This window comes from Paenibacillus sp. P5_B5 (genome assembly GCF_056400365.1).
Genome location: NZ_JBFULK010000006.1, coordinates 88011 through 103558, shown reverse-complemented (window position 1 = coordinate 103558; position 15548 = coordinate 88011). Strand labels below are relative to the sequence as shown.

Below are 15548 nucleotides of genomic sequence, written 5' to 3'. Positions count from 1 at the left end.
CCATCTTTTACAATTCATTGATACCTTTGTCTCATTATAAAACAGCTTCACTGACAACGGCTGTCAGTGAAGCTGTTAAATCTTATAGTATTCCATTAACTCTGATGCGACAGCAACGAGTTGTATCTTCAAACTCTGTGGTTCGATTACCTGAATCGCCTTCCCATAGGATAAAAGGAAATACGGCACATATGCATGAATTGCTCTTTGGTCAAGTAAAAAGACAGCTTGATTGGTTGTCCTCTCTTTCAGATGATGACCCAAAAACCAATGAATACACAAGTCGTCCAAAGCCTCAGCCCTGCCCCTTATGATTAACGAAATCACCTCATCCTTATCCGTCAGTTCCGGCAATAGATTTTGTAAAAAAAACTCCTTGGCAGAAAAAGATTCAGGCCGTTTAAACACCATTTGCGTTTGTTTTATCTGTAAAATCCGTTCAGCTCGGAAACTTCTGATTTCATTTCGTAGATGACAAAACCCAATCGTATACCATTTATTATTCCAATAAATCACACCATAAGGATCAATCACCCTTTGCTTGGATTGTTCTTCATGGCTTGTGCGGTATTTAATCTCTACAGAATACTCGTTTGCTACAGCCTGATCCAGTTCTACTAATGTTGGCTTAACAGAAGGGTCAATATTACGGCTTATCACTTCAAAGCCAGTTAAATGGCGCTTGAGATTGCTTTCCTGTTCCCGGTTTGAATACATTTTCAATTTATCTGTAGCTTTGCTTAATGCCTCACTGAAAGGGTACCCTGCTTCTTTTGCAAATACGGCAGCATGAAGTATCGCTTTTTGTTCTTCAACATCAAAGAACAAAGGCGCACTGATGAAATTGTTCAGCAAGCTATATCCACCATTCTGACCTGCATCAGATACGATCGGTACTCCACTGGCGCAAAGCGAATCAATATAACGGTATATGGTTCGCACGTTTACCTCTAACTTTTCCGCAATTTGTTTCGCAGTTATTTTTACTCCTGAACTCAGCATCCATAGAATTGCTAGCATATTATCGTTTTTGGACATAGCATCCCTTCCTTTCTATCAAGATGATACCAATAAGTCCGATCAGATAGATTTAGCTAGACGGAATCCTAGGTCATCAATGCCAAATGACGGATGACCACGGCGACGGCATGAAGCTCCGCACCCTCTAGCCGATTCGGCCCAACTTCCGCCACGAAAAATACGGTATTGACCATATGTTTTTTCATCATACAAGTCCCAACACCATTCCCAGGCATTTCCCAGCATATCATATAAGCCCCATTGATTTGGCTCTTTTTGTCCTACCTCATGAATCTTACCTTGCGAATTATCACGATACCAAGCGATGTCCTTAATCTCACCATATCTATATCCAGTTGAGCCTGCTTTACATGCGTATTGCCACTCCGCATCTGTTGGCAATCTATATCCATTAGCATTCCAATCGCAAAAAACATTACCATCGATGTGGTCATAAGAGTAACACTCTTTCAATCCCAATTCTTTTGAAAGCAAGTTGCAAAATAAAATAGCATCATACCAAGATACATTCACCATTGGTGTAGAATCCAATTCAATGTTGACCGATGTTTTTTGGGTTATTGCATTATATAAACACTTAGTTACAGGATATTGTGCAAGAAAAAATGGTTTTATTTCAACTTCGCGTTTTATTTCCTTCAAATTGTTTTTTTGCCCAGGTATGCTCATTCTAGAATCTGAACTAATCCATTTTTGTTCATCTCGATAATCCCTTATATGCTCTATGCCACTAGGAATCGGTACCATTTGGTTATCTAAATAATTCTTTATTTTATCATCCATTGCATCAGCTCCTGTGTAGTGAATCATGACTTTCCGCCCTCGAATACTTCAATTCAAAAATAAAACAATTCCTCAAATTTCTTATCTAAAGCTACACATAAAATGAGAGCTAATTTAGCAGTCGGGCAAAACTGCCCTGTTTCAATTGAGCTGATTGTTTGGCGTGATACTCCCACCATTTCAGCCAATTGCCCCTGTGAAAGATTTTTTTCTGCTCTCGCTACTTTAAGGCGGTTATTTAATACTAATTCATCTTTCAAATCATTACCCTCCTATAAAGAACGCTATTGTACTAGCGATCATAGCAGTTATTCCCAAGAAGTTTTGCAACATCCGGGAGTAAACGTGGTTTTCCAGCGTGACAATTCGTATATACGCGGCATAGAAAGCAGAAAATCTGTAAATGTTCTGCAAGGTGAAGGACAGATTGTAGGCGTTCTTTTCAGGCCTGGAGCTTTTCATTGTTATTTTCAAGCGCCTGTTTCTACACTTACAGATCAAGTCGTCAATATTTCCGACTACTTTACCCTAGATAATAACTCTTTTGAAGAGGAACTGTTTACGCTTAAGAATAAAGAAGAGAAGATTATGATCGTTGAACGGTTATTACGACAAAGTATACCTGATCATGATGAAACGGTTGACTTACTGAATGAAGTAATAGATGAGATCGTTTATAATGCTAGCATCACCAAAGTCGAACACCTAGTTCATCAGTTCGGCATTTCCAAGAGGACAATACAACGTTGGTTCAATCAATATATAGGTGTAAGCCCTAAATGGGTAATTCGGCGCTATCGAATGCATGAGGCGATGGAGTTAATAGAACGTGGAGTGGATATGACTCAATTGGCGATGGATCTCTGCTATTTCGACCAAGCCCACTTTAGTAAAGATTTCAAAGCAGCGGTCAGTAAATCTCCGAAGCAATATGCAAAGGGCAACGACTAATCCATTTCAGAGTCACCCTAAAAAAAAAAAACGACACTACTGTCGTTTCGATTGTATATATGGTGGACTACCAGACTGAGCTAATTCCTCACGATAATCCCTACAACTGCTTCTTCATTCCTTGGGTTGTGTGAACACTACATGGTATACTCCCAGCTGAGTTAGGCACCCGCGCAAAAACCATTTACTTCATCGACTTACTTTTGGGATAGTGTAACCAACCAGCTCGTACTTCCAGCTGAGCTGAGCCTTCCCTTTCCAGCAAAACAATACTTTTAAGCGAAACTGTCACATCTCATTTATCGATAACGAATCATCAATATTAAGCACTCCACATGTGTGAAGTAGACAGTGAAAGCAGAGAACAATTTATTGTGTCCAAACGGAATAGTGCTTGCTCTAGTCCAAGTTAGATTTTATAGAAACACCCTACATCTAATTAATTAATGTAAGTATAGTCTCTACAGAATTATCAATAAATGATCGTTCCGGTCGAGATTTCATCATCACGGTAAGTCCGATTAACGATATAACTAGTGTCTGTGCTAATGCTTTTGCATTCATTTTAATTTCAAGCTCACCCGATCTTACGCCTCGTTCGATCATTTCTTGAAATATTGCCGAAAGATACATCTGATGTTCCCTTGTAAGGATTTCAAATTTCTCATCATGAGGTGCAAGTTCCACCATCGTATTGATGCAAAAGCATCCCCGATTGTAACTTTCTGAATATTTCTCTGCCACAACACCTTCAAATATGATGCAAAACCCTTCTTTTACTGATAAATTGTTCTGGAATTTAGCTCGGACATTGGAAGCATGGGTTCGTGTATATTTTCGCAGCGCGGCTTCGAATAATTCTTTCTTGTCTCCAAAGGTTGAGTATATGCTTGGCCGCTGAATGCCCATTCTGGATGTTAAATCGCTTAATGAGGTAGCTTCGAATCCCTTCTCCCAAAATATTTGCATAGCTGCGTCTAATGCCTCTTCCACATCAAATTCCCGCTGTCGGACCATGGTAACCCCTCTTTTCATATCGTTCAGTATGTTATAATTTTATTCTTCGAAGGATACGCTGTCAAATAATAGTTCTTTCTCACAAATTATAAACCCCCTTTACTGACAAGTAAAATGCTATATTCTTTAATTTCACAAAATAATCTTCGTCAATCATCGATTGACAGTACGCATTGGTGCGAGTTATATTAACTTGGCATTAAATCATACCGTTCGGTACAATATACTGATTGGTATGATAATAAATTTAATGAGGAGTGGTGTTTGAAAAATGGAGGAGCTTGAAGAAAAAGCGGCAGTCATTACAGGGGATTATTGCAGCATTGAAGCGGAAACGACACAAGGTGCGTTCAACACATCCGAATCAGCTCCCGTCTCTTCAATGTCTCGCTATGTGGCACTGTTGTTTGCAACCGCCTGCGGGCTGGCTGTCGCAAACATCTACTACGCACAACCCCTGCTGGACGTTCTGGCGAGCAAGTTCGGTATCGCCCATTCATCCGTCGGCATTGTCATTACCATTACTCAGATTTGTTATGCGTTGGGACTGCTAATACTGGTACCTCTTGGCGATCTGTTGAATCGACGCCGGCTAATCCCCGGTCTGATGCTATTATCCGTGTTAGCTCTGATTGTGGTTGGCATCGCCCCCACCAGCATAGTGTTGCTCACAGGCTTGGCTGCGGTTGGACTGCTCGCCGTAGTGACGCAGATGCTCGTGGCGTTCGCAGCGACTTTAGCTGCCCCAGCCGAGCGCGGACGTATAGTCGGCTTGGTGACAAGCGGAGTGGTTATCGGTATTCTGCTTGCCCGAACCGTCGCTGGCGTATTGACTGATCTTGCCGGTTGGCGTTCGGTTTATCTCGTCTCTGCGGCGTTGATGCTCGTCATGGCTGGCGCCTTGTTCCGGGCGCTGCCGAATTATGTACGCGAAGGAGCGTCACTATCCTATCCACAGCTGCTTCGTTCGGTGTTCACCTTGTTCGTGCAAGAACGAATCTTACGCATCCGCGCCGTACTAGCTCTACTGATTTTTACTGTGTTCAGTATATTGTGGACTTCGCTGGTGCTGCCTCTCAGTGCTCCCCCGCTGTCTCTTTCGCATACCGCGATTGGGGCGTTTGGTCTCGCTGGAGTTGCTGGAGCGTTAGCGGCAGCTCAGGCAGGGCGGCTCGCCGATCGAGGTTTTGGTCAGTGGACCACCGGCATCGCGCTAACCCTGTTGCTCATATCATGGCTGCCAATCAGCTTTACCGAACACTCACTGCCCGCATTAATCGCTGGCATAGTCCTCCTTGATCTGGCGGTGCAAGCCGTACATGTCACTAACCAGAGTTTAATCTTTAACGTGCGCCCTGAGGCACGTAGTCGACTCACCGCGGGCTACATGATTTTCTATTCTATCGGCAGCGCCACCGGTTCAATCGCTTCAACCAGTATCTACGCTTACGCTGGCTGGAACGGAGTATGCCTGTTGGGTGCCGCCGTTAGTGCTTTGACACTCCTATTTTGGGCATTGACCCTCCGTCCGTGGGCTGTCATATCAAAATAAAGCTCTTACTCAGTGCTATTAGCACGACCCAATAAACGAAAAACGCTAACAGAACAGATTCTTGTCACATGATCATGACAAGAATCTGTTCCAATAAAATATAATAAACACAATTAACCTGCAATGGAATCGGCTATCATTCTTGTCATCCTATAACGAGATCATCAAATCACAAGTTCCCTTCAATCGCAATTTCATCCACATGCTCTAGCGTTGCTATTACCCACCGACTTACATAATCTATAAATTCAGCGCTAGATGGGTTATTGATTGCAAGTTGCGTCCAATGCTTCAAGATCATTTTCCACTCCGACTTACTAATAAAATTCATACCAGTGTCATCGAAATCCTCAAAGTCTGTCCCCTTACGCGGATATACCGCCTTGATTCCTTCGTATAAAAGATGAAAATCCTCACGATATATCCATAAGCCAACACCCAAATTTTCACGCCAACGTCCCTGCTCATCTTCTGCATAAGGAAGCAAATCATATCCAATTTTCCCATCAGCACGATGATGAAATTGCCGTACATCGATATATTTTCCTGTTTGATCGATATGAAGTGTTTCGGTAGGATGCCCCATATGTTCTTTTATTTGCAAAACGATTTTCTCGAATTGTTTCCGCCTGCTATTATCTTTCAAACGGTTAAAAAAGCTGCATTTCAATTGTAAATGCCCAATCCCTCTCTCTTGCTCAACCCATTCAAAAAGAAACAATTCTTTAGTCGTTCGATCCGGTCTACCTGTATTTATCCACTCAAAAAAAGCTATTTCCTCTTGTACGGCTGTTATAGAAAAGCCCGTTTCAACAAGAAAGAAGTTAGCTGTGCCAAAATAATCTATCAAAAATGACTTAATCCGTAGCTTTTGTTCGTGAAGTGTCAAATAGGATGTGCACGCAATTTCAATGTCATAACGCAATAATAGCACTCCCTTCTGATTGATGAATTAATTAGAAAATGCTTAGACTCTTCCCCAAAATTCATCAAGCATTTTCTTGGTTTCTTCAGATGACCGAAGTTGGACAGGATTTCCTTTTTCATCTATCGTAAAGTGTCCTTTGAAAGCATCTGGCATTGCATTGTATTGTTTTTCTTCTTGTGCATATGCCTGAATAAAACAAGCGTATCCAAATCTATTTACTAAATACGGTAACCCAAAAGCAGAACGAATCAACTCATATTCTTGATAGTTATATGGTGTATTTTCAGGACGCTTCATCAGAGTTTCTATGAACTTAGACATCAGTTTCTCTACTTCTTTTTCAGTGGCATAATTCGCGTATCCTCGGATTGCAGTCAATCTCATATCTAGATAGCGTTCTTTTTTAAAGGCTTTGAAGAAAAAATCCTTTAACTCAATATCTTCACAAAACACAAGTGACATCATTATTATGTTACGAATGTACAAATTTTTTGCTAAAGAATATAGTTCTGTTAAAAATTCAGCATCTGCACTTGATAACGCTATGGTCTTGCATTTTTCTAGCAACTGTTGAAAATCTATTTTATTTTCAAATCCCTTTTTTTGAGACATTTTCCTGAGCTCTTCAATCATGTCTGGCATTTGATGTATTCCTCCATAATATTAATTGTTCTACGTAATCATTATACAGCAAGCTTAGAAAAAGAAAGAGCATAATCCATAGAGATGAAATCTCAATGAATTATGCTCTATTTATTTATATTCCATATTTTTTTACTAATTCTTGCTGAGGAGTTTTCCAAAGCTCCATCCACTTTTTGATAGCGGCAATAATAATGATTAACCCTAAGACCAACATAACGATGGAAAGAACGCCATTTAACAAACTATAACTTTTGGAAGCTGTATTCAGATACACATTCTTAATCATCCAGTATCCTGCTACATTGACTGTTACGTATAAATAAGCTAGTGGAATCAAGCATGTGAGCATATACCAACGTTTATCCGCAATTTTCAAGACAACTGTTGCACCGATAATTAAACCGATAGATGCCATCAATTGATTGGAAACTCCGAACAGTGCCCAGATCGAGCTGATATCCCCTGAAAAGAGCAGATAGCCCCAAATAAAACACGCTAATGCACTTGCAAATATGTTACCTGGTAACCAGTTCGTTCTCTTTAGTGGTTTATAGAAATCTCCAAAGAAATCTTGAATCAAGTATCGTGCTACACGTGTACCTGAGTCGATGGCTGTTAAAATAAAGACCGCTTCAAAGAGAATGACAAATTGGAAGAAGAAAGAGGCTAAGTTTTCAAACCAAGGAAGTTTCGTGAAAATATAAGTCATACCGACAGCTAGTGTAACCGCTCCACCCGTACGTCCTTCTAGATTCATCCCAATCTCTGCAGCTAATTCTTTCAGATGGACGGTATCGATCCCAAGTGTTGCGAATACTTCAGGTGAGGAGTTAATTGCAAAGTAATCTCCTGGTTGAAGGGAAACAGCAGCAATCAAAGCCATAATGGCAACAAGACATTCAACAAGCATAGCGCCAAATGCTACTGGTTTAATATCTGTCCAGCGATTTATCATTTTGGGTGTTGTTCCTGATCCAACGAATGCGTGGAATCCTGAAATGGCCCCGCAGGCAATCGTAATGGAGATGAATGGCCAAACTGGACCCGCAACGATTGGACCGCCGCCATTAATGAATTCAGTAAGAGCTGGAAATTGAATTGTAGGGTTTACATAAAAAACACCAACAATTAGTGCTCCAAAAACTCCAATTTTCATGAAGGTGCTTAAATAATCACGAGGTGCAAGTAAGAGCCAGACAGGCAATGCCGCAGCAAAGAATGCATACACGGGTAAAATAATAGCAAGCGTGCTTGCTTTAAGTGTTAAGAAATCGCCAAGAGCAGTACCTTGGATGTTTGGTCCGAGCAGAATTCCCACCATAATTAAGACAAAACCGACAATGGTAGCTCCTTTTAATTTACCTGTCATCCGGTGGTAGATTCCCACACCCATTGCGATTGGGATCGTGATACCAACTGCAAATGTACCCCATGGATTATTTTCTAAGGCATGAAGTACAACCATAGAAAGCCCCGCCATTGTAATCGTGATGATAAATAACATCGCGAGCCCTGTACAAAAGCCGGCAACAGGACCAAGTTCCGCTTTAGCTACTTCAGATAAAGATTGTCCATTTTTTCTCATCGAAGCAAATAAGACAACGGCATCATGTACGGCTCCTCCGATAACAGCTCCAATAAGAAGCCAAATAAGTCCAGGTAAATAACCGAATTGTGCGGCCAAGATCGGGCCAACTAATGGACCCGCAGCAGCGATTGCTGCAAAGTGATGACCGAACGTGACCCATTTATTGGTTGGTACAAAATCTTTACCATCCTCTAGCTCATGTGCAGGAGTTTTCTTAGCGGCATCCATTGCCTCAAGTTTTAATATTTTCGCCGCCATGAACGTACCGTATAAACGATAAGCAATTAATAAAATACATATAGACCCAACTACTATTGTAACTGCATTCATATTGCGTACCTCCATCTCCTTGGTGTTATGCTAATCATACGCAATGAAAACCAATTAAATTGATTTTCAAGATAAAGCACAAAAAAGCGGAGGTGGATTACAAAAATAGAACATCAAAATACAAAAGCGCTTACAATTTTAAGCTAAAAGCCTAGGAGTTGCTTTAAATCTTTCACATAGGTACGACTTACTGGAATCTTAGATCCGTCTTTCATGATTAGATTATAAGTGGAATTAAACCAAGGCTGAATTTCAGATATATGATCGATATTAACGATGAACCCACGATGAACTCTAATAAATCGATGTGGATTGAGCTTTTTTTCTAACATAATGAGCGAATCGCCCACCTTGTATTCTTTGTCCAACGTCTTTATTGCACATTTACCTTCACTCGAACCTACGAACACGATCATCTGACAATCGATTATGACGATTCGTTCATCAACTAAGACAGCTAATTTACCAAATTGTTCAACGGGAATGGCTGATGGGGAAGTATGGCTATTCCTATCCTTCTCCGAGATTCTTTGCATACTCTGAATTTTTTCTAATGTTTGCTGGATTCGCTTTTCATTAAATGGTTTTAAGATATAATCCACGACATTTACTTCAAATGACTGTAGAGCATATTCATCATAGGCCGTAGCAAAAACAATTGCAGGGGGCGGATTAAAGGTAAGCAATTGTTTGGCCAATTCGAATCCACTGTCCTCCGCAAGCTGTATATCCAAAAATACAACATTCGGGTTCACTAATGATATCTGTTTAAGTGTGTCTTCTATACAATCTGCTTCGCCAACGATTTCTACCTGTTTACTTCGAAGCAGCAAATACTTCAATTCGTCTCTTGCAAGTGGTTCATCATCAACGATAAAAGCCTTCAGCATTATGCTCAGTATCTCCTTTACGATCAAGGGGGATGGCCATTTGAATTATCGTGCCTTTTCCTACTTCACTTCGGATAATTAGTGAAGCTCTCCCGTTATAAATGCCTTCCAGACGTTCAGTAATATTAAAAATTGCCGTTCCTGTACCTTTTTTAGAATCTACAATTTGCTGACCAAGTGCTCTCATTCTCTCACACTTTATACCTATCCCATTGTCTTCAACTTCAATATTCATGCATTCATTTTCGGCAAAAATCCTTATGGTTATTTTCCCGCTGCTCTTAATATTTGAAAAAGCATGGTGAATCGCATTTTCCACTAATGGCTGCAAGGAAAATGGAGGCAGAAGAACCGTCTCAAGACCTGGTTCTATATCCAAAACAATTTGATACTTATTCGGAAATCGGGCTTGCTCTAATGATAAATAGGCCTCAACATGTTCTAATTCTTTTTCTAGAGGAATAAGTAACTGACGTGCACCCTGCAAATTACTACGAAAAAAATCACTCAGATCAATGAGTAGTTCTCGCGCTCTTTCGACGTCAGTACGACATAATACAGAAATCGTATTAATCGCATTAAATAAGAAATGTGGATGTATTTGTGCTTGTAACGCTCTGATTTCCGCATCCTTCAACAACTTCGTTTGTTTTTCAGCTTGAGCTAACTCTAACTGGGTAGAAAATAAATTAGCTAAGCCTTCAGCTAGTTCTTGCTGAATTTCATTTAATTTTTCGGGATTTGTGAAATACATTTTGAGTGTGCCAACCGTTGTACTATGGACTTTCAATGGGATCACAATCGCTGCCTGCAAGGGGCAGTCCTCTTGAAAACAATAAATATCTTTTTTTGATTTGACTACATGGATTACACCTTGTTCAAGCACTTTTTTAGTTAAACCTGTTGCCAATCCCTCAAGAGGCGTATGATGATCAGACGCAGCACCCACATGAGCGAGTACCCTGTGGTCGTCAGTAATAGCAACTGCGTCTGCATCCGTTCCTAAGAGCAAAATTTTGGAAATTTCTTTACACGAAACCGGATTTAGTCCTTGTCTAAAAAAGGGTAGCGTTTGATCCGCAATATGAAACGTACGATTTGTTTGAAACGCACGGGTCCGTTCTTCATCACGGAGTATCGAATGAATAATAAAAACAAATAACAACGTCCCAAAACCGTTTCCAATAATCATCGGCAGTCCAATTACCTGAACAAGCTCCCAAGCATTTACGAATGGTTCTGCTAGCAACAAAATAATCATCATTTGAACTGCTTCTAATGTCATCCCTACTGTTACGGCAAATAAGGGGGTAATTTTTCTAAATTTCCGGCGCCATTTCCCTATATATCCCGCAGTAACTCCAGCCAAAATGGTTGAAATTGCACAGGCTGCAGCAGTAAAGCCGCCCAATGAATAGCGATGTATACCAGCAATCAGCCCACTTCCGAGTCCTACTACGGGTCCTCCTATCAAGCCTCCAATGAAAACACCCATGATTCTCGTGTTAGCAATTGCATTATCCGAACCAATAGTAACTAACCAACTATGGTTGGCAATTGCATTGTGATGGATTTCGATCCCCGTATAGTTACTTATAATTCCAAAGGCTCCGAACAGGATGGTGAGTTGAATTTTCCCACTTGTTTTGTGTTCCCCTTGTACAATTTGACGAAATGATTTCATTTGAGAAAGTAAAAAAGCTACGATCACAATAATTCCTATTTTTTCTATCATGAAAGGCAGTAGATGTAACACATTCATCCATCCGTTCTATTTATTCCTTTACATCAATCAGGCTAATCTTATAACAAAAAATAAAGATTTGTTGCTTATACTAAGACGTGCATTTCTACCATCAACTATTTGGTTAAATTTGTTAAATATTGTATGATACTCTCTTTGATTTTCTTACTATAATTTTCTGGGGTTCCTACTTCTTTTTCCACACGCGAAATATCTTTTGCCGCTCCAACCTTTGCATTCTTTTCTGCCTCTGCCCTTATGATCATATCTGTAGCGGCTGCTTTTGTATTCATGACTGAAATCCGAAAATCACTCACGTATGCAGTGGATTCATTAATTTTTTCCTTTTTCAACTGCTCTAGATCCTTGGAAATTTCTAGGAACTTATTTGTGTGCTCAACCAGAAAGTTATACTTTTCTTTGAACTTCTCCATATCTAGATCTTTCAGATTTCCAGAAGAAATGCCTTGTCTGACGATTTCATCCTCTAACTCCATAGCACTCAGAACACTTCTCAAAGAATAGTATTTCACCTTGAAATCTTTCTTCTCCAGATTATTCAATTCCGCCTTACTCTTCTTAGAAAAATCTGCAGCCAGTTCAGAAGTGAACTTTGCAGCTAGTGGTTTTACTTCCTGAGATTGAGAATAAATTTTCTTATGCAATTCTTTTCCTTTTGCCATATTATCATCTACATAAGACTTCATCTTATAATATAAATCAGCTTCCTCCAGAGATTGAACCAATTCCTTGAGTTTCGGGTACATCTCCTTTACAGAACTGTCGACCCCTGCAATGGATGGCTCCTTTGACGCGTATTCTTCAACTCCGGTCATATCTTTTTTGTTAAGCTCCAGGAAGATCCCATTACTTAGGCTTGTACGACTGTCCACCTTAAACTCTTCTGTTGCTCCGAACTTACCAAAGTAAAAACGTAAACAACTTTCCAATTTCCCAGTCACAAGCAGATTCAGCTTCGTATACGCCGTATACTTCTTTATCATGGATTCATCCTGCAAAGACTTGTCCATGTCGGAGGATGCCACATTTATGTTTGGTGTCTCCTTATCTTCCTTTGTCCTATTATCACAAGAAGTAAGCACGCTACACAGTACAAGCATCACCACCATCATGACTAATTTTCTTTTCACTATACTCATCCCCATAGCTTACTTAATCATATTGTTATAACAGCTAATTAAACTAGAAACCTTTTTGTTGTAATTCTCCAGATATCCTATTGTCTCACGTGATTTTACTTTACCGTCAGAAGGCTTGTTTGAGTTGGTACTCTTCGTTTGTAAGACCTGCATGATATCTGTAGCGCTTGCCTTCACTTCCGGTATGGTCTCATCAAATCTCCATAAAAATCCAAGGCCTTCTTTTTCAAGTCTCGACTTGTCCTTGGCGTATTCCAAGAACTTATTCATATCTTCCGTTAATAAGTCATACCTTTCTTTGTATTTATTGGCGTCATAATCCAGTAAGTTACTGTCATTTACCTTAGCTAAGTCAAAATCACTTTGAATTTCCTTCGCTTTTATTACAATGCTTTTCGCATAATATCTGACCAGATAATCCTCCTTCTTTAACTTTTCCAAGTCTACCTGTTGCCTTTTCTTCGTTATTTCAGAGAGATCTATGAAAAACTTATCAGCTAAATCCCAGTATTCGTTGTACATAGCATAGAACTTTTTATGTAATTCTTTTCCTTTTGCGAAGTTATCCTCTGCAAAGGCTTTTGAACGATAATAGGTGTCTACTTCATTTATTGTATTTAAGTAATCTTTCATTTTGGGCAGTAAAATCTTCATAGATTCATCTGCTGCACCGAAAGAAGGCTTCTTAGACGTATATGCCAGCGCCTCTTCCACTTGATCAAAACTGCCTTTGACAATTGGAGTCAAGATCATACCATTGAACTTTTTCGGGTCAAAATTTTTTTTAAATTTAATCTCTTCTTCAAATCCAAAATTCTCTATATATCCGTAAATACTTGACTCCAGCCATCCCGTGATATAATTGCTTATGCCTACATAGGAATTGTATTTTCCTACATCTGCTGCTGAATCACTTTTTTCTTCCTTTTCCTTCTCCGGAGAACCACAGGAAATCAAAAGAACAGACAATACAATTAATACTGAAAAAACGGATAATAATTTCTTCAAAACACTACACTCCTTAATTTCAATTGATTATAAAGCACATCATTCCATTACAAATATCTACATCGACCACAAAGGGAAAATTCATTAATTTTTGCTCTAAAAATCCTATCGCCCCATGCAAAATGAACCGCATATCATTATTAAAAATGACATGCGGTTCATTTAATTTGTGAAAGGAAGTTTGATAGAACATGTCCCCAAAAATATCGGAGCACATTCATTCGAATGGGCTATGAATCCGTTATAATGAAAGAATTACTCCTCATTCAGTAGCTTCTTTAGTGTAGCAATATCGTTAACCGATACTAATTGCTCAAGATTTTCAAATATCTTATACTCATCCCAGTTCCACCACTCAAGCTTGAGTAATAAAGTAATCATCTCATCACTGAAACGCTTCTTAATAACATGTGCAGGATTACCGCCAACAATCGTATATGGTTCAACATTTTTTACTACCGTTGCGTTCGAAGCAACAATTGCACCGTCACCAATTTTCACCCCCGGCATAATCGTTACATTTTGTCCTAACCATACATCATTACCAATCAAAGTATCGCCTTTGAAAGGCAACTGCTCTATGGTTGGAGTAACCTTGTCCCAGCCTCCGCCAAAAATATTGAAAGGGTATGTTGTTAAACCATCCATCCGATGATTAGCACCATTCATAATAAAAGTAACCCCTTCAGCCATGGCACAGAACTTACCTATAACCAGCTTATCACCTAAAAATTCATAATGATGCTGAATATTGTCATAGAAATTCTCTGGTGAGTTTGTATTGTCGCTGTAGTATGTATAATCGCCTATCTCAACATTTGGCCTGCTTGGTAAATTTTTAATATAACAAACTGTTCTAATATTTTCATTTGGATAAAGCTTATTTTTATCCGGAGCTATCGTCATACTTAAACTTCCTCTCTAATACGTTATTAACCTTGCCCTTCAAATAAGCTAAACCGTTTTCTAAACTATCATCTATAACCTCAAATAGCATACTCCAAAAAAACAATTATTGAGATATATACTCGAGGAATACTATCACATCTCATCTTTAAATTCTATATCACTTCAAAAGAAAAATCACCACATAAGCGGTGATTAACATCCAATCTTGATCGTATTTAGTTGTTCTGAGATCGCGGAGAAATACAGGTCATGGCCGCCGGGTGTCGGATGCACGCCGTCATCAGCGTCTGCATTATCAAGATTGCGTAGAACACCATTCTTGCCCGTCAGCGTCCCGCCATGCTCAAGATGATCCGCGAACTTTGCCGCTACATCCGCCAGTCGTACATTCATTTCAGCGGCAACATCGCGAATGATCTGGCTATACTGATCAATCCAAGCCTGCGCACCCAAGGGCGTTCGGTACCAGTCCTGCGGATGCCGATTATAGTAGTATTCATCAGCATTCCCCTCGATAATTGGCGAAATCGTGCAAAGAATCGGCACACATTTTATCTCTAGAAGGTTGTTAATCATCATCTTTAAATTGGCCTCAAATGTTGCCTTATTCACAGCCTGCTTGTCTATTTCCGTAGCCACGTGATCATTCATACCGAACTCAATAATACAAATATTCGGACTCCTATCCATAACGTCCGCCTGCATCCGGGCCATCGCTTGCGAAGTCGTATTGCCTGCAACTCCTGCATTGTAGATGTCAAATCCATATTTAAGGCTTAACTTATAAAAGAATGTATCCTCTGTCGACAAAAACACTCCTGCCGTAATGCTATCGCCAAATCCCACAACCAACATAAGTCTCACCTCCAGAAAAATAAAAAGCTTAATTCCATTATGACATAGTTGAATACCGATATCTATCAAATAGAAGTCGTTCTGATAGGTGATTTCCGACCTTATTTTGAGTCGAAGTCAATTCCTCTTTCAAGCTTTCTCCTGCTG

Annotated in this window: 15 protein-coding genes; 2 read left to right on the top strand and 13 right to left on the bottom strand. The window is 39.8% G+C overall.

What is annotated here, in order from left to right:
* Positions 1-75: 75 nt before the first annotated feature.
* The 3 genes from AC1DOK_RS10430 to AC1DOK_RS10420 are packed head-to-tail and all read right to left on the bottom strand — an operon-like array spanning position 76 to position 2084.
* On the bottom strand, positions 76-1038 hold the full coding sequence (locus tag AC1DOK_RS10430; protein ID WP_477554207.1) for a helix-turn-helix transcriptional regulator: 963 nt from the start codon (positions 1036-1038) through the stop codon (positions 76-78).
* Between the two features lie 42 nt (positions 1039-1080).
* Positions 1081-1824, bottom strand: coding sequence for a formylglycine-generating enzyme family protein (locus AC1DOK_RS10425; protein WP_477554206.1), 744 nt, complete (start codon positions 1822-1824; stop codon positions 1081-1083).
* Positions 1825-1877: 53 nt separating this feature from the next.
* Positions 1878-2084, bottom strand: coding sequence for a helix-turn-helix transcriptional regulator (locus tag AC1DOK_RS10420; RefSeq protein ID WP_477554205.1), 207 nt, complete (start codon positions 2082-2084; stop codon positions 1878-1880).
* Here AC1DOK_RS10420 and AC1DOK_RS10415 point away from each other — a divergent pair.
* Entirely contained in the window at positions 2002-2775 is a 774-nt protein-coding gene (locus tag AC1DOK_RS10415) for a helix-turn-helix domain-containing protein (RefSeq protein ID WP_477554348.1), read from the top strand. The genes AC1DOK_RS10420 and AC1DOK_RS10415 overlap by 83 nt on opposite strands.
* Before the next feature lie 435 nt (positions 2776-3210).
* Here the strand turns inward: AC1DOK_RS10415 and AC1DOK_RS10410 are convergent, their stop codons facing one another.
* On the bottom strand, positions 3211-3792 hold the full coding sequence (locus tag AC1DOK_RS10410) for a TetR/AcrR family transcriptional regulator (RefSeq protein ID WP_477554204.1): 582 nt from the start codon (positions 3790-3792) through the stop codon (positions 3211-3213).
* A gap of 382 nt (positions 3793-4174) precedes the next feature.
* Here AC1DOK_RS10410 and AC1DOK_RS10405 point away from each other — a divergent pair, with 382 nt between their 5' ends.
* Positions 4175-5344 (top strand): MFS transporter, encoded by a 1170-nt coding sequence (locus AC1DOK_RS10405; RefSeq protein WP_477554347.1) that lies wholly within the window; start codon positions 4175-4177, stop codon positions 5342-5344.
* 169 nt (positions 5345-5513) lie between these two features.
* Here the strand turns inward: AC1DOK_RS10405 and AC1DOK_RS10400 are convergent, their stop codons facing one another.
* The 9 genes from AC1DOK_RS10400 to AC1DOK_RS10360 all read right to left on the bottom strand — a co-directional run bounded on the left by AC1DOK_RS10400 (position 5514) and on the right by AC1DOK_RS10360 (position 15401).
* Positions 5514-6269, bottom strand: coding sequence for a hypothetical protein (locus AC1DOK_RS10400; RefSeq protein ID WP_477554203.1), 756 nt, complete (start codon positions 6267-6269; stop codon positions 5514-5516).
* A 42-nt stretch (positions 6270-6311) separates the two neighbouring features.
* Positions 6312-6914 (bottom strand): hypothetical protein, encoded by a 603-nt coding sequence (locus AC1DOK_RS10395; protein WP_477554202.1) that lies wholly within the window; start codon positions 6912-6914, stop codon positions 6312-6314.
* Between the two features lie 115 nt (positions 6915-7029).
* Positions 7030-8835, bottom strand: coding sequence for a carbon starvation protein CstA (gene cstA, locus AC1DOK_RS10390; protein ID WP_477554201.1), 1806 nt, complete (start codon positions 8833-8835; stop codon positions 7030-7032).
* Positions 8836-8978: 143 nt separating this feature from the next.
* On the bottom strand, positions 8979-9725 hold the full coding sequence (locus tag AC1DOK_RS10385; RefSeq protein WP_477554200.1) for a LytR/AlgR family response regulator transcription factor: 747 nt from the start codon (positions 9723-9725) through the stop codon (positions 8979-8981).
* Positions 9703-11481: a LytS/YhcK type 5TM receptor domain-containing protein gene (locus tag AC1DOK_RS10380; RefSeq protein WP_477554346.1), complete on the bottom strand. Its 1779-nt coding sequence runs from the start codon at positions 11479-11481 to the stop codon at positions 9703-9705. Before AC1DOK_RS10380 ends, AC1DOK_RS10385 begins: the two co-directional genes overlap by 23 nt.
* 104 nt (positions 11482-11585) lie before the next feature.
* Positions 11586-12620, bottom strand: coding sequence for a DUF3829 domain-containing protein (locus AC1DOK_RS10375; RefSeq protein ID WP_477554199.1), 1035 nt, complete (start codon positions 12618-12620; stop codon positions 11586-11588).
* 18 nt (positions 12621-12638) lie between these two features.
* Entirely contained in the window at positions 12639-13637 is a 999-nt protein-coding gene (locus AC1DOK_RS10370; RefSeq protein WP_477554198.1) for a YiiG family protein, read from the bottom strand.
* 255 nt (positions 13638-13892) lie between these two features.
* A complete protein-coding gene (locus AC1DOK_RS10365) occupies positions 13893-14543 on the bottom strand; it encodes a Vat family streptogramin A O-acetyltransferase (RefSeq protein WP_477554197.1) in 651 nt (216 codons plus the stop codon).
* A 195-nt stretch (positions 14544-14738) separates the two neighbouring features.
* A complete protein-coding gene (locus AC1DOK_RS10360; protein ID WP_477554196.1) occupies positions 14739-15401 on the bottom strand; it encodes an SGNH/GDSL hydrolase family protein in 663 nt (220 codons plus the stop codon).
* Positions 15402-15548 lie beyond the last annotated feature (147 nt).